Origin of the sequence: Pectobacterium carotovorum, from assembly GCF_033898505.1 — a bacterium.
Taxonomy (GTDB): Bacteria; Pseudomonadota; Gammaproteobacteria; order Enterobacterales; family Enterobacteriaceae; genus Pectobacterium; species Pectobacterium carotovorum_J.
Window position 1 is genome coordinate 55435 of record NZ_JAXAFK010000005.1, and the last position, 23018, is coordinate 78452.

21 protein-coding genes are annotated in these 23018 nt (G+C 54.8%); 9 read left to right on the forward strand and 12 right to left on the reverse strand.

What is annotated here, in order from left to right; all coding sequences use genetic code 11:
• Positions 1-8 precede the first annotated feature (8 nt).
• Entirely contained in the window at positions 9-1166 is a 1158-nt protein-coding gene (locus tag R9X49_RS18670) for a M20 peptidase aminoacylase family protein (RefSeq protein WP_319849829.1), read from the forward strand.
• A gap of 60 nt (positions 1167-1226) precedes the next feature.
• Here R9X49_RS18670 and R9X49_RS18675 read toward each other — a convergent pair whose 3' ends face one another.
• The 7 genes from R9X49_RS18675 to R9X49_RS18705 form a co-directional block, all read right to left on the reverse strand.
• On the reverse strand, positions 1227-2027 hold the full coding sequence (locus R9X49_RS18675) for an amino acid ABC transporter ATP-binding protein (RefSeq protein ID WP_319849830.1): 801 nt from the start codon (positions 2025-2027) through the stop codon (positions 1227-1229).
• Positions 2028-2069: 42 nt separating this feature from the next.
• Positions 2070-3179 carry an amino acid ABC transporter permease gene (locus R9X49_RS18680; RefSeq protein WP_319849831.1) on the reverse strand — a complete coding sequence of 370 codons (1110 nt, stop codon included), beginning with the start codon at positions 3177-3179 and terminating at the stop codon, positions 2070-2072.
• A gap of 10 nt (positions 3180-3189) precedes the next feature.
• Positions 3190-4413 (reverse strand): ABC transporter permease subunit, encoded by a 1224-nt coding sequence (locus tag R9X49_RS18685; RefSeq protein ID WP_319849832.1) that lies wholly within the window; start codon positions 4411-4413, stop codon positions 3190-3192.
• A gap of 122 nt (positions 4414-4535) precedes the next feature.
• Positions 4536-5588 (reverse strand): amino acid ABC transporter substrate-binding protein, encoded by a 1053-nt coding sequence (locus tag R9X49_RS18690; protein WP_319849833.1) that lies wholly within the window; start codon positions 5586-5588, stop codon positions 4536-4538.
• A 222-nt stretch (positions 5589-5810) separates the two neighbouring features.
• Positions 5811-6572 carry a sulfite exporter TauE/SafE family protein gene (locus R9X49_RS18695; RefSeq protein ID WP_319849835.1) on the reverse strand — a complete coding sequence of 254 codons (762 nt, stop codon included), beginning with the start codon at positions 6570-6572 and terminating at the stop codon, positions 5811-5813.
• Between the two features lie 75 nt (positions 6573-6647).
• Positions 6648-7973 carry an MmgE/PrpD family protein gene (locus tag R9X49_RS18700; protein ID WP_319849836.1) on the reverse strand — a complete coding sequence of 442 codons (1326 nt, stop codon included), beginning with the start codon at positions 7971-7973 and terminating at the stop codon, positions 6648-6650.
• A gap of 92 nt (positions 7974-8065) precedes the next feature.
• Positions 8066-9418 carry an MmgE/PrpD family protein gene (locus R9X49_RS18705; protein WP_319849838.1) on the reverse strand — a complete coding sequence of 451 codons (1353 nt, stop codon included), beginning with the start codon at positions 9416-9418 and terminating at the stop codon, positions 8066-8068.
• A 338-nt stretch (positions 9419-9756) separates the two neighbouring features.
• Between R9X49_RS18705 and R9X49_RS18710 the strand changes: the two genes are divergently transcribed.
• A complete protein-coding gene (locus tag R9X49_RS18710) occupies positions 9757-10407 on the forward strand; it encodes a GntR family transcriptional regulator (protein WP_319849839.1) in 651 nt (216 codons plus the stop codon).
• Positions 10408-11004: 597 nt separating this feature from the next.
• On the opposite strand, the gene hemY is transcribed toward R9X49_RS18710, so the two are convergent.
• The 4 genes from hemY to hemC are packed head-to-tail and all read right to left on the reverse strand — an operon-like array spanning position 11005 to position 15027.
• Positions 11005-12198: a protoheme IX biogenesis protein HemY gene (gene hemY / locus R9X49_RS18715; protein ID WP_319849840.1), complete on the reverse strand. Its 1194-nt coding sequence runs from the start codon at positions 12196-12198 to the stop codon at positions 11005-11007.
• Positions 12199-12200: 2 nt separating this feature from the next.
• Positions 12201-13325, reverse strand: a complete 1125-nt coding sequence (gene hemX, locus R9X49_RS18720) for a uroporphyrinogen-III C-methyltransferase (protein WP_319849841.1) — start codon at positions 13323-13325, stop codon at positions 12201-12203.
• Positions 13326-13348: 23 nt separating this feature from the next.
• Positions 13349-14089 (reverse strand): uroporphyrinogen-III synthase, encoded by a 741-nt coding sequence (hemD, locus tag R9X49_RS18725; protein WP_319849842.1) that lies wholly within the window; start codon positions 14087-14089, stop codon positions 13349-13351.
• Positions 14086-15027 (reverse strand): hydroxymethylbilane synthase, encoded by a 942-nt coding sequence (gene hemC / locus R9X49_RS18730; RefSeq protein ID WP_319849843.1) that lies wholly within the window; start codon positions 15025-15027, stop codon positions 14086-14088. The genes hemD and hemC overlap by 4 nt, the downstream gene beginning before the upstream one ends.
• Positions 15028-15359: 332 nt before the next feature.
• On the opposite strand from hemC, the gene R9X49_RS18735 reads away from it, so the two are divergent.
• The gene (locus tag R9X49_RS18735) at positions 15360-17915 is read left to right on the forward strand and encodes a class I adenylate cyclase (protein WP_319849844.1); all 2556 of its coding nucleotides are present in this window, start codon (positions 15360-15362) and stop codon (positions 17913-17915) included.
• 45 nt (positions 17916-17960) lie between these two features.
• Positions 17961-19133, forward strand: coding sequence for an MFS transporter (locus R9X49_RS18740; protein ID WP_319849846.1), 1173 nt, complete (start codon positions 17961-17963; stop codon positions 19131-19133).
• 32 nt (positions 19134-19165) lie between these two features.
• Here the strand turns inward: R9X49_RS18740 and cyaY are convergent, their stop codons facing one another.
• On the reverse strand, positions 19166-19486 hold the full coding sequence (cyaY, locus tag R9X49_RS18745; protein WP_319849848.1) for an iron donor protein CyaY: 321 nt from the start codon (positions 19484-19486) through the stop codon (positions 19166-19168).
• A 59-nt stretch (positions 19487-19545) separates the two neighbouring features.
• Between cyaY and lptM the strand changes: the two genes are divergently transcribed.
• The 5 genes from lptM to yigB all read left to right on the forward strand — a co-directional run bounded on the left by lptM (position 19546) and on the right by yigB (position 22982).
• A complete protein-coding gene (gene lptM, locus R9X49_RS18750) occupies positions 19546-19731 on the forward strand; it encodes an LPS translocon maturation chaperone LptM (RefSeq protein ID WP_319849850.1) in 186 nt (61 codons plus the stop codon).
• A 77-nt stretch (positions 19732-19808) separates the two neighbouring features.
• On the forward strand, positions 19809-20633 hold the full coding sequence (gene dapF, locus R9X49_RS18755; RefSeq protein ID WP_319849851.1) for a diaminopimelate epimerase: 825 nt from the start codon (positions 19809-19811) through the stop codon (positions 20631-20633).
• Positions 20630-21334, forward strand: a complete 705-nt coding sequence (locus R9X49_RS18760; protein ID WP_319849853.1) for a DUF484 domain-containing protein — start codon at positions 20630-20632, stop codon at positions 21332-21334. The genes dapF and R9X49_RS18760 overlap by 4 nt, the downstream gene beginning before the upstream one ends.
• Positions 21331-22266, forward strand: coding sequence for a tyrosine recombinase XerC (gene xerC / locus R9X49_RS18765; protein ID WP_319849854.1), 936 nt, complete (start codon positions 21331-21333; stop codon positions 22264-22266). Before R9X49_RS18760 ends, xerC begins: the two co-directional genes overlap by 4 nt.
• On the forward strand, positions 22266-22982 hold the full coding sequence (gene yigB, locus R9X49_RS18770) for a 5-amino-6-(5-phospho-D-ribitylamino)uracil phosphatase YigB (protein ID WP_319849855.1): 717 nt from the start codon (positions 22266-22268) through the stop codon (positions 22980-22982). Before xerC ends, yigB begins: the two co-directional genes overlap by 1 nt.
• The last annotated feature ends 36 nt before the right edge of the window (positions 22983-23018 follow it).

Sequence of the window (23018 nt, forward strand, 5' to 3'; positions counted from 1 at the left end):
AAGTATTAATGAGAACAGCACCTCAGCACGAGCCTCTGGCTCAGTTTATTCAGGCGTTTCGCCACGATTTACACCGCAACCCTGAGCTGTCGAATCAGGAGTTCGAGACCACGAAGAAGATTCGTGCGGTATTGGAAAAAGAGGGGATTCGCGTCCTCGACCTGCCGCTGAAAACCGGTCTGGTTGCAGAAGTGGGCGGCCTTCAGGATGGCCCGCTGGTCGTGGTGCGTTCTGATATCGACGCCCTGCCGATTGAAGAAGAATCTGGCGTAGAATTCACGTCGCTCAATAAAGGGGTGATGCATGCCTGTGGTCATGATTTTCACTCTTCTGCTGCATTAGGCGCGGCGATTCTGCTGAAGAAAATCGAGCCGGAGCTGAAAGGCACGGTGCGTATTTTATTCCAGGCTGCCGAAGAAACCGGGCTGGGCGCGCCGGAAGTCATTGCGGTCGGTGCGTTGGACAATGCGGTAGCGATTTTCGGTATCCACAACGATCCGACGCTGCCCGTTGGCGTTATCGGCGGGAAAGATGGTGCGTTGACGGCGGGTGTTGACCGTTTTGAGATCAAAATTGCGGCGAAAGGTTGTCACGCTGCGAAGCCACATGAAGGCAACGATCCGATTATCATTCTGGGTCAGTTGATTTCTGCCGTACAGACCATCATCAGCCGTACGGTGTCTTCTGACAACAACGCGGTGGTGTCGATTACTCAGGTTCATAGCGGCAGCACCTGGAACGTTATCCCGGATACTGCCTACGTTGAAGGTACGGTTAGAACGTTTAATCAGGACGCGCGTGATTTGATTGAACAGCGTTTCCGTCAGATCGTGGCCGGTATTGCCAGCACCTTTGGCGCAGAAATCGAATTCCTGTGGCATGCAGGGCCGCCATCGGTGATCAACACGCCGGAGTGGGTTGAGTTTGCGCTGAATGTGGCAAGTGACGAAGGTTTTGAAGCACGCCGCGTGGAAGCCAGCCCGATTGGTGAAGATTTTGCGTTCTATCAGCAAAAACTGCCGGGTACGTTCATGATGGTCGGCTCCGGCGGACCGTATGCCCTGCACCACCCGAAATTCCGCGTTGACGATCGCGCGCTGTTCCCGACTGCACACTATCTGTATCAGATGGCGAAGCAGAGTCTGGAGCAGCTCTCTTCCCGCTAAGTTCCCCTGATTTTGTTAATGCATCCGCGTCGGTTTTCCGGCGCGGATATTTTTTGCCTATTAATGACTTAGGATCTGATCCAGAAACTGGCGCGTGCGCGGATGTGATGGCGTGTTGAAGAAGTCCTGCGGCGGGGCGGATTCAACGATGCTGCCGTCTGCCATCAGAATCACCTTGTCTGCGACCGTTTTAGCAAAGCCCATCTCATGGGTGACGACGATCATCGTCATACCCGATTCAGCCAAATCGAGCATCACATCCAGCACCTCTTTAATCATCTCTGGATCCAGTGCAGAAGTGGGTTCGTCAAACAGCATGATTTCTGGCTGCATACACAGCGCCCGAGCAATAGCCACACGCTGCTGCTGGCCGCCGGAGAGCTGTAACGGGAATTTATGCGCCTGATTGGCAATATGCACCTTTTCCAGATAGTGCATCGCTAAATCAATGGCTTCCTGCTTCTTACGCTGTTTGACCAACGTCGGGCCAATGGTCAGGTTATCCAGCACGCTCAGGTGGGGAAACAGGTTGAACTGCTGGAACAGCATACCGATGCCGGCGCGCACGCGGTTGATGTTCTTGATGTTGTCATTGACCTCAATACCCTTCACGCGGATGTGCCCGTCGTGGTGCTCTTCCAGTCGGTTAATGCAGCGGATAAGCGTGGATTTGCCGGAGCCGGAAGGGCCGCAAATCACTACACGCTCGCCTTTCTGCACGTTTAGCGTCACGTTATTCAGCGCCTGAAACGCACCGTACCATTTGCTGACGGCGTCGATCTCAATAATCACGTCGTTGTTTGTAAGGATACCGTTTGTAGCGGCATTATCTGTAACTAACGTTTCTGCGGCTAAGCTCATGATAAAAAAGCTCCTGTCTGTATTTTCATCAACGGCTATCGCTTAACCGTGATACGTTTCTGGGTTACGGCTGGCATCAATGCGTTTTTCCACCCACAGCGCGTAGCGTGAGAGCAAGAAGCCAAATAGCAGATAGATAGCCGAGATGAAAAGGTACGTTTCAATGTAATAGCGCCGCCATAGCGGGTCCTGCATCACTGAACTGGTGGCGGTGAGGATATCGAACAGTCCGATAATGATGACGAACGAGGTGTTCTTCATGGCGGCGATAATATGGTTGGTCATGGCAGGCAGGCAGATACGCAGCGCCTGCGGCAGGACGATTTTGGTGGTCGTGTGCCAATAACCGAGATTGAGCGCCATTGCCGCTTCGTATTGCCCGCGTGGTACGGACTGCAAACCACCGCGAATCACCTCAGCCTGATAACAGGCGAAAAATAGTGCGATACCGATGATGATGCGCAGCAGTTTGTTGATTTCCATCCCGGCGGGCAGGAATAGCGGGAAGACGTTAACGGCGACGAACAGAATCGTGATGAGCGGCACGCCGCGCAGGCTTTCGATAAAAATAACCGATAGGCCGCGCAGAAAGGGCAGCGGCGATCGCCGCCCCAGCGCCAGAAGAACCGAAACCGGCATCCCGATGACGACGGTGCCGCTAAACAGCAGAATCGTCAGCGGCAGTCCGCCCCATTCGCTGGAAGGTACATAAGATAATCCCAACACGCCGCCGGACATCAGGATAGCGATGCCGACGACGGCGACGATCCACAGCGGTAAGAGGATGCGCGAGTGCCAGAAGCGCGGCATCAGCGACAGGCCAAGAGCCAGAAACCAGATTCCCATCGCCAGCACCAGACGCCAGTGTTCATCGTAAGGATAAAGGCCAAACAGAATAGGACGATGTTTTTCCACGATCACTGCCCAGCAGGCGCCAGCGGCTGCACGGCAGATGTCCGGGTCAGCGGTGTACCACACGGCATCGAGAATACCCCAGTGCAGCAACTTAATGCCGACATTCCACATCAGTACCGCCAGTAATAACGTGAGCACCGTTTGCGGCACGCTGCTGAACAGGTGACGACGCAGCCACAGCAGTGGTGTGCGCAAGCGGGGAGGAACGGCGGAGAGTGACAGGGACGGAAATAGCATGCGGTGCTCCTCAGCGCTCTTTGATGGCGACGACGCGATTAAATAAGTTCATCAGCAGCGATGTCACGATACTGACCGTCAGGTAAACCACCATCATGATGGCAATCACTTCGAGTGCCTGACCGGTCTGATTCATCAACGTATTGCTGATATTCGCCAGTTCCGGGTAACCGACCACGACCGCGATCGAGCTATTTTTTGACAGACTGACATATTGACTGGTCAGGGGCGGAACGATGACGCGCATGGCCTGCGGGATAATGATGTGGCGCATCATGTGCCACGGCGAAAAGGACAGCGCACGTGCCGCTTCCAACTGGCCTTTTGGGATAGACTGAATCCCCGCCCGCACGATTTCTGCGATAAACGCGGAGGAATAGAGTGCAATGCCGAGCAGCAGCGCCGTAAATTCAGGGCTGATGGTAAAGCCGCCGCGAAAGTTAAAACCGCGCAAGATCGGGCGATCGAGCTCTGCCGGTGCACCGGAAAGCCACCAGACCAGCAGCGGTAGCCCGATAAGCGCTGCCAGCGTCCAACGGCCTGTCGGCAGAGCGCGCCCTCGACTTTCCCGAACATAGCGCGCTACGCGATTCAGGATCAGGCTAAGCAGTAGGGCGGCGAGCAGGGCGATTCCCGTCCACAGCCAGCCGTAGTGTGCGGCGGGAACGGCAAAAGACAGCCCACGATTGGTCAGAAAGCCCAGATTACCAAGCTCGATCGCATCCCGCGGCGAGGGCAAATTGCGTATCACCACCGACCAGAAAATCACCTGCAAGATCACCGGAATATTGCGCATCATCTCGATGTATCCTCCGGCGAGTCGCGCCAGCAGCCAGTTGCGAGAGACGCGGGCGATGCCGACGGAGAAGCCCAACAGCGTGGCAAGTACGATGCCACACAGTGTGATGTACAGGGTATTCATTAACCCGATGCCCAGCGCGCGCAGATAGCTGTCGCGTGGGGTAAACGCGATGCGCTTTTCACCAATTTCAAACTGTGCCGCGTGGTCGAGAAAGCCAAAGCCTGTCGCGATATTCTGCGAACGCAGGTTTTCGACCACATTGGCGTACAGCCAGTAGCTGAAAACGACAATCAGGAGGCCGAGCAGGCACTGATAAATCCAGGCGCGCAGCGCTTTGCTGTCAAATGCGTTCAACAGACGGCGCGAATAAGATAGCGCTCCCGGCCACGGTGGTGCAGAGGCTGACAACAGCGTCTTGTTTGGTGATTTCATTACCGGCGGTCTTTTCTTCTGGTGATTACCGAGTAGAACACGCACCCGGTGACAGCGATGCGTGAATGCGGTGGTATGACGTCAGCCGACGATTTCCCTGCTGACGCCAGTAGCATGGCGACTTAACGAATAGGCAAGCCGTAGAGCAGTCCGCCTTTCGTCCAGAGATTATTCAGGTCGCGCTCCAGCGGAGCCGGGGTGTCTGGTCCGAAATGACGGTTATAAATATCGCCGTAATTCCCCACCTGCTTAATCAGGTTGTAAGCCCACTGATTATTCAGCCCCAGTTTCTGACCATAATCACCGGTGACCCCAAGCAGCGCCTGTTCATCCGGATCTGTTGATTTGAGTTTGCTGTCCACGTTCTTTTGGCCAATGTCCATCTCTTCCGCGTTGAACGTGGCGTACACCACCCATTTCACAATGTCGTACCACTGGTCGTCACCCTGACGAACCGCCATCGCCAGCGGTTCCTTGGAGTAAATCCCCGGCAGAATCACGTGGTCAGCGGGTTTTTCCGCATCAAAGGTGCGCACGCCGGGCAACGCTACTTTGTCACGGGCAATGACGTCGCAGCGTCCAGACAGATAGGCCGCGACATATTCTTTATTGTTCTCAATAACCACCGGGGTGTAATGCAGGTTACGCGACGCGAAAATCTGCGCGACGTTGCGTTCGGTGCTGCTGCCCGGCGTGATGCAGACGGTTGCGCCATCCAGATCTTCCACTTTCTTCACATTGGCGCTGGTTCGCACCATAAAGCCTGTTCCGGTATAGAAGGTTGGCGGCGCGAAATTCAGCCCCAGCGAGGTGTCGCGCGACAAATCGGCGGTGATATTGCGTGACAGCACGTCCACTTCACCAGATTGAATTGCCGGGAAACGTTGCGCGGTAGACAGAGCGGCAAAACGCACTTTGCTCGCATCGCCAAAAATAGCGGCGGCTAAGGCGCGGCAATAATCGACGTCCAGCCCGGTCCACTGTCCTTTGCTATCAATCGCGGAAAAGCCGTGGCGCGCCGGGTGTACGCCGCAAACCAGTTCACCGCGTGCTTTGATCTTTTTGAGCGTTTCGCCATTTCCTGCATCAGCGGCATTGGCGTGTACGACGGGCAGCAGAAGACCCCCTAAAGTCAGCGCTGTGGCTGTCGTCAACGAGAGTAGTTTTCTCAGCATAAGTATCCTCAGAATGATTGGTGTTGTTTTAACGTGTTGTAATTAATTGTTTTTATTGTGATGCGTTCTTTTGTATACAAATGTTCTCAATGTTACATTCAAATGGCAAATAGCATATTTCTCTATCTAAAGCTGAATAGTAGATATAGCCATCGTGGAGAGGATTCGAAGGGGAAAAGCGAGCTGTACCTTGTGCTGTCAGCAAGGTACAGCGGGGAGGGATTAGTGAACGAGCAGGCCTTGTACGCCTTGCCAAATGAGCTGGGTACTGAGAATTAACATGGTGAGGCGAAAGGTCGTACGGAAGAGTTTTTCGGGCAGATTATCCAGTAGGCGCGTACCCAGCCAGGTACCCAATACGCCGCTGATAATCATCGCCGCCAGCATCGGCAGCCAGTCGTGATAGGCAAACCCCATCAGCCCGAATGCCAGAATCTTCAAGCCGTGCTGTAATACCATGCAGAGCGCATGAGTGGCGATCAGCGGCTGTTTGGTCAGCCCTTGAGAACTGATAAGCCCTGCGACCATCGGGCCTGTTGCGCCGACGATCATGGTGCCGAGACTGGTGAGCGCGCCGCCCAAAATGAAGAACAGCCGGTTAACCGGTTTTGGTGCGGTACGTTTACGAAAAACTGACCACAGAATGAAAAGAGCCAGCGCGATTTTTGCCACGTTGTCTGGGATCCAGACTGCAATAGGGGCACCCACTGCGATGCCAATGACGCTGCCGATAAAAAACCACAGCGCCAGCGGCCAGACGATATACAAACGTTGGATCAGGCTACGGCTGAGGTTGGAGCCTAGCTGGACAATGCCGTGCACTGGCAGCAGGCTGCTGACTGGCATACCCAGTCCCATGATGGCAAGCAAGGTGACGCCGCCGCCCAAGCCCAGCGCTGCCGTTAGCGCCGATGTCAGGAAACTGCAAAAAATCAGGATACCGGCAAAGAGCGGTGAGATATCGGGTGGAACAAGATCTAGCATGGTGGAACCCATCGCGTGGTAGAGCAAATGATAATGCCTGATGCGATCGAGACGTATCAAGCATCCTTACTGCCGTTAACGATAATTGTCGTGCAGCAGACGTTGGTACAGTGCCAGCGCCTCGGTGCGCGGCAACGCCTGACTGGCGCAGTCGATAAATTTCTCCGCAATCAGGTTGTCCGGCAGCGGGTTCTCCGCGCTGGAGCCGAGTGCGCCCGCCACGCGACGATGATAGGTGTTCCCGTCATGAGCCACCAGCGTGACGTGCGCCGTATGCGTAGTGGTTTCGTCATGGCAGATCAGCTCAACGCGCGCCATCAGCGACTGCGTGGTCGGGTCGTGTAGTGCTGCATCGTCAATAAAATCATCCAGCATCAGCTTCCCTTGCACCCAAGCGCGGGCAATGCAGTAATGCAGGCTGAATTTCCCCGCCAGCGGCGTATCCGGTGCTGGAATGTTGATATGTGGAAAGCGGATGGGGTGGATGGCAATCTGAATGCGTTCCAGCGACTCGGGAGCCAGCCCGGTTTCCTCACGCAGCGCCAGCAGCCCGTCCAGCGGTGCCAGAATGGCGTAGCAGCAGGGGAAATATTTAAAATTATTGCCTTTTACGGGGTCGAGGATGTGGGACGGTGCAGACCAGGGTTCGGTTAACGGCGTGGTGTCGACGTTTTCAGCTGCGCGGTTGTAGACGTTGAAATAGCCGTGGTGATGTTCAAACGCGGTATCTCCCGCACTATATCCCTGACGCGCCAATAATACTGCCATGACGGCGCTGCGGTTGGCGTGGCCGACCGCCAGTGATTTCGTCTGGCTGCCAAAGTTGGATTTTATGCCGGAGGCTAGCGATGCGGTGATTGCAAAGGCGATTGCCGTTTCTGCTTCGCTAAGCTTCAACAGTACCGCGCAGGCGGCTACGCCCGCGAAAATGCCGACGGACGTTGTCGGGTGCCAACCGTTGCGATATTGAAAAGGGCTGACGGCTTTGCCCATGCGTACCGCAGTTTCATAGCCGCACAGGTAGGCGTGTAGGATCGCTTCGCCATCAGCTTCCTGCTCGTCAGCCAATGCCAGCAGTGCGGGCAGCACGGCAACGGAAATATGTCCATGCAGCCAAGAGTTGGAATCGTCGAAGTCGAGCAAATGCGCGGATGTGCCGTTTAATAACGCTGCATCCAGCGCGTTGAGTGTGAGATCGGTACCGAAAATCCTGCTCTTTCCCACGGCAGCAGAGGGAACTATCACCGCCCTGAGTTTTTGTGCACCGTCCTGAATTCCTCCCGCGAGCGTGACGCCCAGCGTGTCAATCACAGCGGTTCGTGCGTGAGCCAATACGTCGGCAGGGAACGTCTGGCGAGAAAATTCCAGCAGATTATGGGCAAGCTGGCGGGCAATGGTCATGAAAGTATCCTGTCGTTATCGTGAAATTTTTTATGTTGATTGGTTTATGCCGAGTGGTTTGTACCGAATTGCTTATGTCTAACGACAGCGCATTAGCCCGCCAGCAGCTCGGTGAGCGTCGCGAGCGAACCCGGCTGCTCAAAGTGGAAAGCCGCCTGATAAAGTTGATCGCTACGGGCTTCCCCCAATACGGGGAGGGTTAGCGCGTCAAATTTGGCGCGCAGTTCGGCGTCGGTCAGTGGGTTTTGCGGATGGCCGCGATAAACATCGGTTTCCGCATGCAATATTTCGCCGTCTTCCAGTTCGATATCAATAAACGCGGAGCTGGCCGATTGCCCCTCGACCGTGTCAATCTGTAGGCGCGGTAGTAGCTGGCGCGGTGTCGGATCGTCAACGGTCTGCTGCGTAAAGTCCGTATCGGTGAGGCGGTAGCCGCTCAGTGCCAGTGCAATACAGTGTGGGATGCTGAATTTGCTCTCCAGCGGGTTTTTTGGGTTGGCGATCCCAGCATTCACCATCCCCATCGGATGGACTTTGGCATGAATACGGGCGATGGCACGTCCTTTCAACTGCGGGTAGAGCTTAAGTGCGGTTTCGATTGATGCATGCGTTCCCCGACAGCTGGCATACAGCTTGTAGCCGTTACCCAGTAGCTCCCAGCTCTCGCCAAAATCGAGCGGCGGGATAACGGCACTACCGTCCTGCACGAATGTTTTCACCCAGCCATCGGTTTCATAAAAGTGATGGGCGGCAATGAAGCCCTCATCAGCCAGTTCTGCTGCTGTGATGCCGTCCATTGCCGCTTTACCAGCATGAAACGGTTTGCCGTGCGTACCGGATGATTTCTGTAATCCCCCCATCATGGTCGCAGCTGCACCCAACGCATTGGCAATCGCGTTGGGTTCAAGGCGTAGGATAGAAGCGGCAACGGCAGCAGCTCCCGCGCGCCCGACAATCGACGTCGGATGAAAGCCCCGGCGTTGCAGGCTGCGGCCCACGCCGGGCACCCAGCCGCCACCCAGTCTGGCCATGACTTCAAAGCCGGTGATGAAAGCGATAAGCGTCGTGCGCTCGTCCGCCCCGTAGTGCTGTGCCATTGCCAGTGCGGTAGACCAGCAGGGGCCGCTGGGGTGCCCCGCACCAGCCGGATGCGTATCATCATAATCAGCCGCATGAGAAAGCGTGCCGTTGATCAGGGCCGCCAGCGCTGGCGTGGTTTTCGCACCGAGAATGATTTGTGCATTCCCTTGAGCCTGCCAGCGTTGTGCCACGCGTTGAACCGCGCTGGCTGCGTTGTCTTCAACCGCGCCAATGGCGACGCCCAGATAGTCAATGAGCGCTCGCTTGGCTTCGTGCCATACGGCATCGGGTATCGTAATGGTGTGGGCGGTGTGAATGAACTGGCTGAGTGCGTCGCTGCGGGGAAACGTCGGGATGGCAGACATCGTAGGAGCTCCTTAAACGAAAACGCGATGGTATTGCCAGTACAGCCGAGCGGTTCTGGGATTCACGTTTTGTCTTGTTGAATGCATTTGTATACAGTGTGTGGCGAAAAGCATATGCAATCGCCCATTCAGTGACAAAGACGCTTTTTCGCTAAGCTAAGCACAAAATATGCGATGCGATATCTTGCTAAAGGCAGGGCGTCGGGCAAACTTGAATTTTTCTCAATGCATGACGATCCGTAGTGCAGCATGAATGTGCGAACCACCACGAAAGGCGAGGAGTTTTTCCCGTCTGCACGTGGCTTTATTCCGACCGTCACACGATATATCAAGGGACTATGAACTTAACACTTAACGATAAAGCGCTGGCGCTGTCGCCGTTCGAGATATTGATTAACGCGATAGAGAAAGGCGAGCTGTTGCCTGGCGAACGTTTACAGGAAACGCGGCTGGCGAAGCAGTTTGGACTAAGTCGCACGCCGATTCGTGAGGCGCTGCACCGTCTGGAGGCCTTGGGGTTGGTGGAACCGGGCCCACAGCGTGGACTGATGATCGCGCAGATCAGCTATGAGCGGCTGCGTCAGCTTTTCGCTGTGCGTGAAGGGTTAGAGCGGCTGGCGATGGAGCTTTCTGTAGCTTCTGCGTCGGCAGAAGAACTGGAACTGCTGCAGGATATGGTCGCCGTGGAGAAGACACTCACTGACAGCAGGCAACTGCACGATCATAATCGGCTTTTTCATCGTCAGATTTATCGGTCGACCCATAATCCGTATCTGAACGAGATGCTGGAGAACCTGCGTATTCATCTGTCGCTACTGCGCGGAACCACCTATGAATCGACGGAACGTACCGAAGAAGCGCGGCGTGAACATCAGGCCATTGTGGAAGCGCTGGTGCGGCGTGATAAGGATGCGGCACAAGATGCAGCCTGCCAGCATATTCGTAATGGCTATCGTGCCCGACTAAGCATGTTAAATCAGCAGCTTTGATCGAACTGTCGGAAAAACACGACACTTGGGGTGATCTGCTGTCGCAAAAAAGAGACATTTAATTCATTGATTAATAATGGTTAATATTTTTTATGATAAATCCGTCTCTGAATAGCGACATATTTTGTGAGCGGGGTCTCGTTTTTATCACCTGGTGTTCGTTTGCTTTTCTTCCCGTGAATAAATAAAAATAACATTGATTATTAGCGGGTTATCATTGAATTGAGAGGCGATGGTAATAAAATTATGTATGTTGGCATAATTTGTGCTTAAATATACGGGTAGATGCTCATTCCACCTTCTATGTTTGCTTCGGCTTCATAATCCTGGGAATGACGCAGAGCCAATTTGAGGTGCCTATCGTCCAACTCCAGATGAAGATGCAAATCTCCATCGGGCTTTCCGGACATAACGTTGAGTGAGGCACCATTCTGTTGTCTGACAGACCTGATATTTTCAACGCTTACCGTTTATCGGTAAGCGTTTTTTTTCGTCTGATGAAAATGTTCGGTAGCCGTCTTCTGTCGGGCTATACAACGCAGCCAATAAAAAGAAATAAGGCTCCAAAAGGAGCCTTATGAAAGGGATGCGTAGCGATCAGTCTGCAGGCTGCTGTAGCGTGAGCAGTAGCCCTTCGCGCCGCATTTGTGCGGCTTCATCCGGCAGACGCAACCGATCGAGAGCGTCGGCGCGCCAGGCATAATCATAAGCGTCCGGGCGGAGCTCCAGCGCAGTGCGGAAGGCGTCGCTGGCCTGCTGCCATTCGCCGTGTTTCATCAGCAATTGCCCTAACGTGCTGCTCAACAGCGGCGTTGCTCCCTGCTGCTTGATGTACTGGTGTAGCACTTTTTCCAGCTGTTCCGGGTTTCCGGCTTTGAGGCGTGGCATCAGCAGGATCAACCGCTCGTCATATTGACGTTTCAGGCCGTCGAGAATGATCTTTTGAGCGGTATCATGATCGTCACACTCGATCAAATGCTCAGCCATCGCGACCTGAAGCGGAATCTCATGGCGCACTTTACGGCTCTGATTATTCCACCACGACTTCAGCCCTTCGCTGCCGCCATCCGCCATCGCCTGATTCATCAGACCGATATAGGCCTGCTGCTGTAGATCCAGCAAACGTTCTTCAGGGTACAGATTGATCTTGCGCATCGCAGGCAGAATATCCAGCAGCGCGCTATAGGCGTGAGTACGCAGGAAAGCCTGCTCCGCTAAACGCAGCACCTCAGGGTGGCGGGGCGCGACCTCCAGCAGTTTGTCCACGCCGTGACGCGCGGCATGATCTTCATTACGCGCTAGCTGAATGCGCACGCGCGTAATATCCACCGGAAGCTGGTCGGTATCTGCAACCTCGGCGGCACGCTCCAGATATTGCTTGGTGCGGAATTCGTCGCCGCGCTGCTGAGCGGCTTCGGCTGCCAGCAAATAGTTCACCACGGGTTGCTCGGCATGGTCGGCATTGCGCGTCAGCAGCTTCTCTACCTGCAAATAATCTCCCTCGGCCAGCTTGAGCAGCGCGGCTTTGGTCTGCTTTCTGGCGCGGGTACGTTTGCGGCCGAGGAACCAGCCGCGCGTGCGGGATCCGGTACGAAAGAGCCGGCGGAGCACCCATTCCACCGCCAAAAAGGCGAGAAAGAACAGGACCAGCATGATGACCAGACCGGTCACGCTGGTTTGAATGTCGTAGTTATCCGTTTGGATCAGGACATAGCCCTGATGGCCTGCGATCATTGGGCCGACTACGACGCCTGCGATCAGGATCAGGAACAACAATAAGACTTTTAGCATGTTCATTCCCCCTGCTGCGTGGCTGGCGCCTGAGCCAGCAGGTTACGAACGCGCGTTTGCATCAGTTTTTCCAACAACGCCTGACTTTGTAGCTCCATTGGGACATCCAGTGAAACTGACTGTTGGCTTAAGGCATCGAGCTGATCCAAAAAGGCCTGCGTTGTGGGGTCGGTAGTATCGAAGTAGGCGCGAACCCAGGTTGCAGCCGTTTCCAGAGACTGTTTGTACACTTCATTCTGGTGACGAGGAATGGCCTGGGCGGCAACCAGCAGACGTGAACGGATATTCTCACGCAGGTACACATCCTGATTCGGTGCCAGCAGCGGTTCGGCAGCGCTGTCGCGGCGACGGATGGTGATAAAATCCGCCATGAAATTGTGCCAGCTCTTGCTTAGATTTTGTCGCCATTCGCTCAAGGAGGCGGAAAGCTCGGTGCTGTTGGCGTCCATCGGTGCTTCATCGGTGTTGTTATCGGCGAGCTGCAAGTTGTCCAACTGGTCGGTGAGCTGATTCACTTTCAGGATAATGCCGTCAAAATCCACCTGGCTCACGCCTGCCAGCGCACCGATGTCGCTGGTCAGCGCGCGACGGATTTCTATCAGGCTGGGATCGTTCATTTCCGCCAGACTCGCGTCCGCGCTTTTCAGCAACGCGCCTGCGGTGGTGACGTCTTTGTCGCTCCACAGCTTACGTCCTGCCAGTTTTACCAGAAAGTCTGCCTGGGCGATCAGCCAGGTATTGGTGTCATGGCTGGAAAGTGCCGCCAGCTTATCGCGCAGTTCATCTGACTGACGCGTTAGCGCCTCAAGACGCTGTGCGGCCGTGTCCTGCGCTTTGCTTTGCTGCTGCTGAGCGTCCTGCCACTGCTGTTGTTCCTGCTTGTGCTGCTGCTGCAAGGCATTTAACTGTGCTTCCAGACGTTGAAGCGTGGCAGTTTCTTTCTGCGCCTGCTGGTGCCCGTGGTAATACAGCCCCGCACCTATCGCCAGCGCAATGACAATCGCGATTGCCCCCAGCACGGCACCACTGCGTTTGGGCTGCGGAGTGGGATCCTGCTGCTGATGCGCGGGTTCAACCCGTTCAGCAACCTCGTCGGATGGAGCTGTGGGGGTATTGTGTTCCGTCATAATGGTACATCCCATGATCAGGTTTATTGTAGTGCGCGCACGAGCGCATCGTTATCGGCGTTATCGGCGACCCGGATATCGCGCCAGCCAAGCTGACGAGCCTGTTCTGCCAGCCGTTCGCTGACGACGATCAATTGGCAGCCGAGTAACCAGGAAGCCCGATAGTAATCAGGTACTAAAGTATAGATCCGTTGTAGCATTTCTCCGCTGGTGATCACCAGTTTGTCGATGCCTATTTGTTGCCAGTGGCGGCTTTGCTCTGGCCCATCATAATGAACGTCTCTGCGCTGATAACATTCGCAGTAGGTCACCTGCACGCCGCGTTCAGTTAGCGTTTCTCCCAGCAGTTCCCTGCCGCCGTTGCCGCGCAGTAATAATGCGCGCTTGCCGGAAATATTTTGCAGTTCAGGTAGTTGCAGGAGTGTTTCGCTGGTTTCGCGTTCGGGAGGGTAGATTACCGGATGGGCGCTGGTTTTATGCAGCGCCAGTGCCGTGGTGCGGCCAATCGCATAATAAGCGAGATGGGCGGGCCAACTGATGCCCGCTCGTGCCAGCATCGGATCGGCGTAGTGAATCGCGTGTTGTGAGAGCGCAAACACCAGATCGTCGGCGCGTAGTGCCTGTAACAAAGCAGGCAGGCGAGCGAGTTCTCGTCCGGGTGAAAATTCGATCAGTGGACTGTGCCAGGCGTTATAGCCAAGCTTTCTTAAACGGGTCACCAGTTGTTCGCCAGTTGGTGACGGACGGGTAACCAGAATCGTCATGATGAGCTCGACCCGTGATAAACGGCCTGAAGGATAGCGCTGGCCCCTTTTGCTAATAGCTCTTCAGCCAGCGCAATACCGATTTGTTCGGCGTCGGAGACGCTTCCTCTACGTTCACCGACGATCATTTGGCTACCGTCCGGGGCGCCAACCAGCGCACGGAGCCACAGCGTATCGCCTTCCAGCTCGGCGTAGCTGCCAATCGGTACCTGACAGCCACCTTCAAGACGCACATTCATGGCGCGTTCAGCCAGAACGCGGGCAGCGGTAGCGGAGTGATTGAGTGGGGCAAGGAGTTGGCGGATACGATCGTCATTTAAACGGCATTCGATGCCGATAGCGCCTTGTCCGACGGCGGGCAGAGAGTCTTCCGGGCTCAAGGCGCTGCGGATACGTTCTTCAAGGCCGAGGCGTTTCAGACCGGCGACGGCAAGAATAATGGCGTCATAGTCGCCGTTATCCAGTTTTGACAGGCGCGTTCCGACATTGCCGCGCAAATCACGAATCACCAGATCGGGGCGTCGGGCGCGCAGCTGACATTGGCGGCGCAGGCTGGAAGTGCCAACACAGCTGCCTTTCGGTAACTGTTCGAGGCTGTCGTAATGATTGGAAACAAAAGCGTCGCGCGGGTCGTCGCGTTCGCAAATCGTGGTCAGGCCAAGGCCATCCGGGAATTCGACGGGTACATCTTTCATGGAGTGGACGGCGATGTCGGCGCGCCCTTCAAGCAGTGCCAATTCCAGCTCTTTAACAAACAATCCCTTACCGCCGACCTTTGCCAGTGGTGTATCCAGAATGATGTCGCCGCGGGTCACCATCGGCACCAGTTCCACGTGTAAATCCGGGTAGAGGCGATTCAGACACTGCTGTACATATTGTGCTTGCCACAGGGCTAGCGGGCTTTGTCGGGTGGCAATTCTAATAATATTGGCTAACATGCTTGATACCGTTTTTATCATTTTCCGCCATCGTATCATTGATGGTGCGTTGGTGTCAGGTTGTGGGCATTAGCGGTGCGCCTTTTAAAACGGTCTGGAATTCGGGTGCCGCAAACATAGATAGGAGACCGTGCTGATGCAGTCGGGTAGGTAAATTCGTAATAAAGCAAGATAGATAAGTCTAACTTTCTTTACTTTCTTTACGCCCATTCAGCAAGGTGTTAAATTGATCACGTTTCCAGCAATAATTCGCTAAACATTCTTCTAATTTCATCATGCGGATTTGGAACACGGGGTTTTTCTAGGCACTGGGATAAATCAGGCGAAACGTCTTGTACTTCTACATCGAGACTTTGAAGCAAAGACTGGATGCGATCAACCAACTGCGTGTTGACCGTGCTCTGGGAGCAATGAAACCCGCTTTTCAGCAGGTTTACAGTCTTCTGCCCATTTTATTACATCATCATCACCCGTTGATGCCCGGCTACCTTGAAGGCAAGGTGCCTCACGGTATCTGCACTCACACGCCTGATGAAAAACAACAACAGTACCTTGATGGCATTGCGCTGCGCTGGGGTCAGTTTGACTGTTCTCATCCGCAGGGCGAACTGCCGATCACGGGCATCTATTCCATGGGAAGCACCTCGTCTATCGGGCAGAGTTGTAGCTCCGATCTCGATATCTGGGTGTGTCACCAATCCTGGCTGGACAGCGAAGAACGCCAGCTCCTACAGAAGAAATGTACGCTGCTGGAGCAGTGGGCCGCAGCGCAGGGCGCTGAGGTCAGCTTCTTCCTGATGGATGAAAGCCGTTTCCGCCACAATGAAAGTGGCAGCCTGAGCGGTGAAGACTGCGGCACGACGCAGCATATTCTGTTACTCGACGAATTCTACCGTACCGCTGTGCGTATGGCGGGTAAACGCATCCTGTGGAACATGGTGCCGGTCGAAGAAGAATCTCACTACGACGAATATGTGCTGTCGCTGTATTCACAGGGGGCGCTGGCACCTAACGAGTGGATGGATTTAGGCGGCCTAAGTACGCTGTCGGCGGAAGAGTATTTCGGTGCGAGTCTCTGGCAGCTGTATAAAAGCATCGATTCTCCTTATAAAGCCGTACTGAAAACGCTGCTGCTGGAAGCCTATTCCTGGGAATACCCCGATACCAGCCTGCTGTCGACCGAAATTAAAAAACGTCTGCATGATGGCGAGATCGTCTCCTTCGGTCTGGATCCTTACTGCATGATGTTGGATCGCGTGACGCATTATCTGACGGCGATCAACGATCCCACGCGCCTCGATCTGGCGCGTCGGTGTTTCTACTTAAAAGTCTGTGAAAAGCTCTCCAGAGAAAAAGCCTGCGTTGGCTGGCGTCGCCAGATTCTGAGTCAACTGGTGCAAGAATGGGGCTGGAGCGACGAACATCTGGCGATGCTGGATAACCGCGCTAACTGGAAAATCGAACAGGTACGCGAAGCGCATAATGAACTGCTGGACGCGATGATGCAGACCTATCGCAACCTGATCCGCTTCGCCCGCCGTAATAACCTGAGCGTCAGCGCCAGCCCGCAGGATATCGGTGTCTTGACCCGTAAACTGTATGCCGCGTTTGAAGCGTTGCCAGGCAAAGTTACCCTGCTGAACCCACAAATTTCGCCCGATTTGTCGGAACCGAACTTAACCTTTATCTATGTTCCGCCGGGTCGTGCGAACCGTTCTGGCTGGTACCTGTACAATCAGGCGCCGTCGATGGATGCCATCGTCAGCCATCAGCCGCTGGAATATAACCGCTATCTGAACAAGCTGGTGGCGTGGGCATATTTTAATGGTCTGCTGACACCAAGCACGCGTCTGTACATTAAAGGCAACGAGCTGTGTGATATCACGCGCCTGCAAGCGCTGGTGGATGATGTCGCCAGCCACTTCCCGCTGCGACTGCCTGCACCCACGCCGAAGGCGCTGTACAGCCCGTGTGAAATTCGTCATCTGGCGATTATCGTCAATCTGGAACACGATCCGACGGCGGCTTTCCGCAATCAGGTCGTACATTTCGATTTCCGTCATCTGGATGTCTTTAGCTTCGGCCAGCAGCAGCAGTGTCTGGTCGGCAGTATCGACCTGTTATATCGCAACTCGTGGAACGAAGTGCGTACCCTGCATTTCAGCGGCGAGCAGGCTGTGTTGGAAGCACTGAAAACCATTCTGGGCAAAATGCACCAGGATGCGGCGCTGCCGGAATCACTGGAAGTGTTCTGCTACAGCCAGCACCTGCGCGGGCTGATTCGTACCCGTGTGCAGCAATTGGTGTCCGAATGCATTGAGCTGCGCCTGACCAGTACGCGCCAGGAACCGGGTCGCTTCAAAGCAGTGAAAGTGGCGGGTCAAACCTGGGGCTTGTTCTTCGAGCGGCTGAGCGTGTCGGTGCAGAAGCTGGAAAATGCGGTCGAATTTTATGGCGCGATTTCCAACAACAAGCTGCAAGGCCAGCCGGTTCAGGTTGAAACTAACCATGTACATTTACCGCCGGTGGTCGATGGCGTCGCCAGCGAAGGGATCATCCAATTCTTCTTTGAAGATCTGACAGAAAATCAGGGCTTTAATATCTATATTCTGGATGAATCGAATCGCGTTGAGGTGTATCACCACTGTGAAGGCAGTAAAGAAGAGCTGGTGCGCGATGTCAGCCGCTTCTATTCGTCTTCGCACGATCGCTTTACCTATGGTTCCAGCTTTATCAATTTCAACTTGCCGCAGTTCTACCAAATTGTGCAGTTGGACGGCCGCACGCAGGTGATCCCGTTCCGCAGTAGCGCGCTTTCTCATCTGTGCATCACGCCCGTGGTGGATGATGAGATGATGACAATGAAGCAGCGACTACAGATTTTATAACCACTCTATACTCGGCTTTCAGCGTACTCAGAAAGGGATGTACTGATGGATTCGTTGCAACGCCGAAACCTGATACTGCTGGCGCTCGGACAAGGGCTGACCGGCAGTATTATTTCCCTGATGACGCTATGTTCTACGCTGGTTGGCGTATCTATGACGCCGGTTCCGCTGTTGACCACCTTGCCGATTACCGCGACGGTGTGCGGCGCGGCGCTGATGATCTACGCCGTTTCGTCGCTGATGACAAAATATGGCAGGCGCAATGCGTTCATCATCGGCACGCTGCTTGGGCTGTCGGGGGCGCTTCTGGCGGCGTTGGCGATTGTGCTACACAGCTTCTTCCTCTTTGTGTTCTCGACGTTTGTTCTGGGGATGTCCTGCGCCTTCAATCAATATTATCGTTTCGCCGCGGCTGAAATTTTTACCGACAATCAGCAGAAAAATCGTGCCATTTCATGGGTGATCAGCGGCGGTGTTCTGGGGGGCTTCCTCGGTCCGTTCGCGGCGAGTCAATCGTCTCTGCTCTGGGCACCGTACCCGTTTTTCGGCAGTTTTATCGCGGCGGCGTTCATCTGCGTCATCACATCACTGCTACTGCTTGGTCTTAAACTGCCTCCGATGTCCGTTGCCACGGCCAACGCTCAGCGTAGTGAACCGCTATCGTCCATCCTGAAAAGTCGGGCGTTTGTCTTGGGAACGGCGAGCTGTTCCGTCGGATTTGTGGTGATGACGTTATTAATGAATTCCGTGCCGCTGGCGATGCATCAGCACCACTTTTCCGTCAGCCATAGCGCGACGGTGTTGCAATGGCATTTTGTGTCCATGTATGCGCCCGCGCTGCTGTTAGTGCTGCTGACGCAACGGCTGACGCCGATTCAAGTTGTGGCGATTGGCATGGCGTGTAACGTGGTGGGCGTGGCGGTCGCGCTGAATGGTTTGACGTTCTGGCACTTCCTCTTTGCGCTGGCGCTGTTCGGCATCGGGTGGGCGTTTATGTTCAACGGCGGGACATTTATGCTGAATGCATTTACGCATTCCGTGCATAAATCCCGTTTGCAGGGCATTAATTCGCTGATGATTTACGTGCCTAACGCCTTGGCCTCGCTGTCTGCCGGGAGCCTGATGGCGCTGACCAGCGGCTGGCCGCTGGTGAATATGGTCGGTATCGGTATGATGTTGTTACTGCTACTGGCACTGGCATTACTGGGGCGGCGCTGAGGTACGGTGCAGTGCCATGGAAAAGATGGCTGTTACCCGAAGCGAACGGTTTCCCCGGCCTGCGCCGAACAGGCTGATGACAGCAGCGCGATAAAATCCTCACCGCTGCGATCGCATATCCAGCGTGCGTCCTGAAGGTTGAAGTGGTAACCACCTGCTTTGGTCGCCAGCCAGATTTGGTGCAGCGGCTCCTGCCGATTAATCACGATTTTGCTGCCGTTCTCAAAACTCAGCGTCATCACGCCGCCGTTGGTTTCGTAATCGATATCGGCATCACCCTCAAATCGATCCAGCGTTTCTTCCAACTGAAGCATGAGTTCGTCGGCTAATTGGTGGAACTCGCTATCGTTCATTTTCGATTCCTATTGATTTTCATGATCCACCTGCGATTATAGAGAGCATACGAGTATTAATGACAGGTCTTAACGTGATGAAGAACGTATTTCGCCAGTTTTTTCTGGTGTTAGCAGTAGTGAGTTTATTCGGTTGTGGCCTGAAAGGTCCGTTGTATATGCCTGCCGATGGCAAATCCGGTGCGTCAACGACTCAGCAAAACGAGAGCCAGCCGCCGCAAAAGAAAACGTCAATGCGTCCTTAATGCGTGACGACAAGAATACATAACAGGTCACGTAGATGTTTATCGCGCCCGGTTAAGCAAGCGGGGGAGTCAGGATAATGCAGTTCGCTAAGATGCACGGATTAGGCAACGATTTCATGGTTGTTGATGCCGTTACGCAAAACGTTTATTTTTCACCCGAATTGATTCGCCGTTTGGCGGATCGGCACTGTGGTGTGGGGTTTGACCAACTGCTGGTCGTTGAGCCGCCCTACGACCCTGAATTGGATTTTCATTACCGTATTTTTAACGCGGATGGCAGCGAAGTGGCACAGTGCGGTAACGGCGCGCGCTGCTTTGCCCGCTTTGTTCGCCTGAAAGGGTTGACCAACAAGCGTGATATTGCCGTCAGTACGCAGACGGGCCGGATGGTGTTGTCTGTGACGGATGATGAACTGGTGCGCGTTAATATGGGCGAACCGAATTTCGAGCCGCAACAGGTGCCTTTTCGCGCGGTCAAAGCAGAGAAAACCTACATCATGCGTGCCGACGAACACACGGTGCTTTGCGGCGTGGTGTCGATGGGTAACCCGCACTGTGTGATTCAGGTTGAGGATGTGGACACGGCGAAGGTGGAAACGCTGGGGCCGCTGTTGGAAAGCCACGAGCGTTTTCCCGAGCGTGCCAACATCGGTTTTATGCAAATTGTTGATAGCCACACGGTCCGTCTGCGGGTGTACGAACGCGGTGCGGGAGAAACACAGGCGTGTGGTAGCGGCGCGTGTGCCGCCGTGGCAGTAGGAATCCAGCAGGGGTTATTGTCCGCGAACGTTCGCGTATCTCTGCCGGGCGGGGATTTGGATATCCAGTGGGATGGGCCGGGACATCCGTTATTCATGACCGGGCCTGCAACGCATGTCTACGATGGATTTATTCATTTATGAAGAATGTCGAGGAACAGGCAGAGCGCGAGATCGCACTCAGTGACGAGATGGTTTTGCAGTTCCTGCAACAGAATCCCGATTTTTTTATCCGCAATGCGCGTCCCGTTGAGCAGATGCGCATTCCTCACCCCGTCAGGGGAACCGTGTCGCTGGTGGAATGGCAACTGGCGCGTCAGCGTAACCACATTACTCAGCTTGAGGAAGAAATCACGCTGTTGATGGAGCAGGCAGGCGCGAACGAAGCGTTGTTCAATCGCCTGCTTGGGTTACAAACTGAATTGGCGTCGGCGGATAGCCTGACTGACATGCTGGATCGGCTACAGCGCTGGGCGCGTCAGCTTGGTCTAGCGGGGGCGACGGTTCGTCTGTTCAACGATAAATGGCGCATTGGCGCGCCGTCTGGTTTTACCCATCTTGGGCTAAACCGCACCACGTTTGAGCCGCTGCGCATTCAGCGTTTCGGACAAAGCAATCACTATCTTGGCAGTCTGAACGGGCCGGAGCTGCTCCTGCTGCTGCCGCAGGCCAGGCAGATTGGGTCAGTTGCGCTGTCGCTGATGGGCAATAATCACGATTTGGGCGTGCTGATTTTCAGCAGCCGTGACAGCCACCATTATCAGGATGGCATGGGAACCGTACTGCTTCAGCAAATGGCCATGATGCTGCCAGCGATGTTGGCGCGCTGGGTTGAGCGGGTATGAGCCGACAGCCCACGTCACCGGAGGCACCTTCCTCTTCCCCTCTACAAGCCGATGTTGAGGCTTTCCTGCGTTACTTGAAAGTAGAACGTCAGCTTAGTCCGCTCACGCAGACCAGCTATTTACGTCAATTGTCAGCGATTATCACGATCCTCTCCGCGGCGGGTGTGGCTGACTGGCGTAAGCTCGATGCCGCTGGCGTGCGTTCCGTGGTGTCCCGCAGTAAGCGCGATGGCCTGCATTCGGGGAGTCTGGCGCTGCGCCTATCGGCATTGCGCAGCTTTCTCGACTGGATGGTGTCACGTGGCGTACTGGCGGCGAACCCGGCGAAAGGGATATCCACGCCGCGATCCGGACGTCCATTACCCAAGAATATGGATGTGGACGAAATGGGCAGGCTGTTGGAGATCGATCTGGACGATCCCCTTGCCGTGCGCGACCGCACGATGCTGGAAGTGATGTACGGGGCGGGGCTGCGTCTGGCGGAGCTGGTCGGTATGGACTATCAGCATATCGATCTGGCAAGCGGTGAAATCTGGGTCATGGGAAAAGGCAGTAAAGAGCGTAAATTGCCGATAGGAAAAACGGCGGTAACCTGGCTGGAACGCTGGTTGGCGCTGCGCGAACTGTTTGGTCCACAGGATGACGCCGTGTTTATCTCCAATCAGGGACGACGCATTTCGATGCGTAACGTGCAGAAGCGTTTTGCCGAATGGGGGATTAAGCAAGGCGTGAATAGCCATGTTCATCCGCATAAGCTGCGCCATTCCTTTGCGACGCACATGCTGGAATCCAGCGGTGATTTACGGGCGGTACAAGAGCTGCTCGGCCATGCCAACCTGTCCACGACGCAGATTTACACCCATCTTGATTTTCAACATTTAGCCTCCGTGTACGATGCTGCGCATCCACGCGCCAAACGAGGGAAACCCTGATGCATTTTTACCGATCTCTTGGCCCGATCCGTGCGATCACGTTCGATCTGGATGACACGCTGTACGACAACGCGGACGTCATTCGGCGCACAGGGCAAGAGTCAATCCGCTTTCTGCAACAGTACCATCCTGCACTTCGTGACTTTCAGGCGGATGATTTTCAGAACTTACGCCAGACCTTGCTTGAGCGCGAGCCGGACATCTATCACGACGTGACCGAATGGCGTCGCCGTGCGGCTGAACTGGCCATGTTAGAACGTGGACTGAGTGCGGCAGAAGCTAAGGATGGCGCAAAAGCGGCAATGGAAAATTTTGCCCACTGGCGCAGCCAGATTACGATTACCGAAGAGACGCACCAGACGTTAGCGGCGTTAGCCGAGAAAGTGCCGCTGGCCGCCATCACCAACGGTAACGCTGAGCCACACCGTTTTGGCCTCGATCGCTATTTTTCGTTTATCCTGCGCGCTGGCCCGCACGGTCGCGCCAAACCGTTTGATGACATGTACCATCTGGCCGCGGAAAAGCTCAACCTGCCTTTGCATGCGATCCTGCATGTGGGAGACGATCTCACGACCGATGTGGCGGGGTCGATCCGCTGCGGTATGCAAGCCTGCTGGATTAACCTGCGTGAAGGCAGCCTGACGCAGATTGGGGATGCCCGACTGCTGCCGCATATTGAAATTTCGCGGTTGGCATCGCTGTCGGCATTGCTATAATCACAGCATTAATCTGTATAAATCACCAGTGGAAAC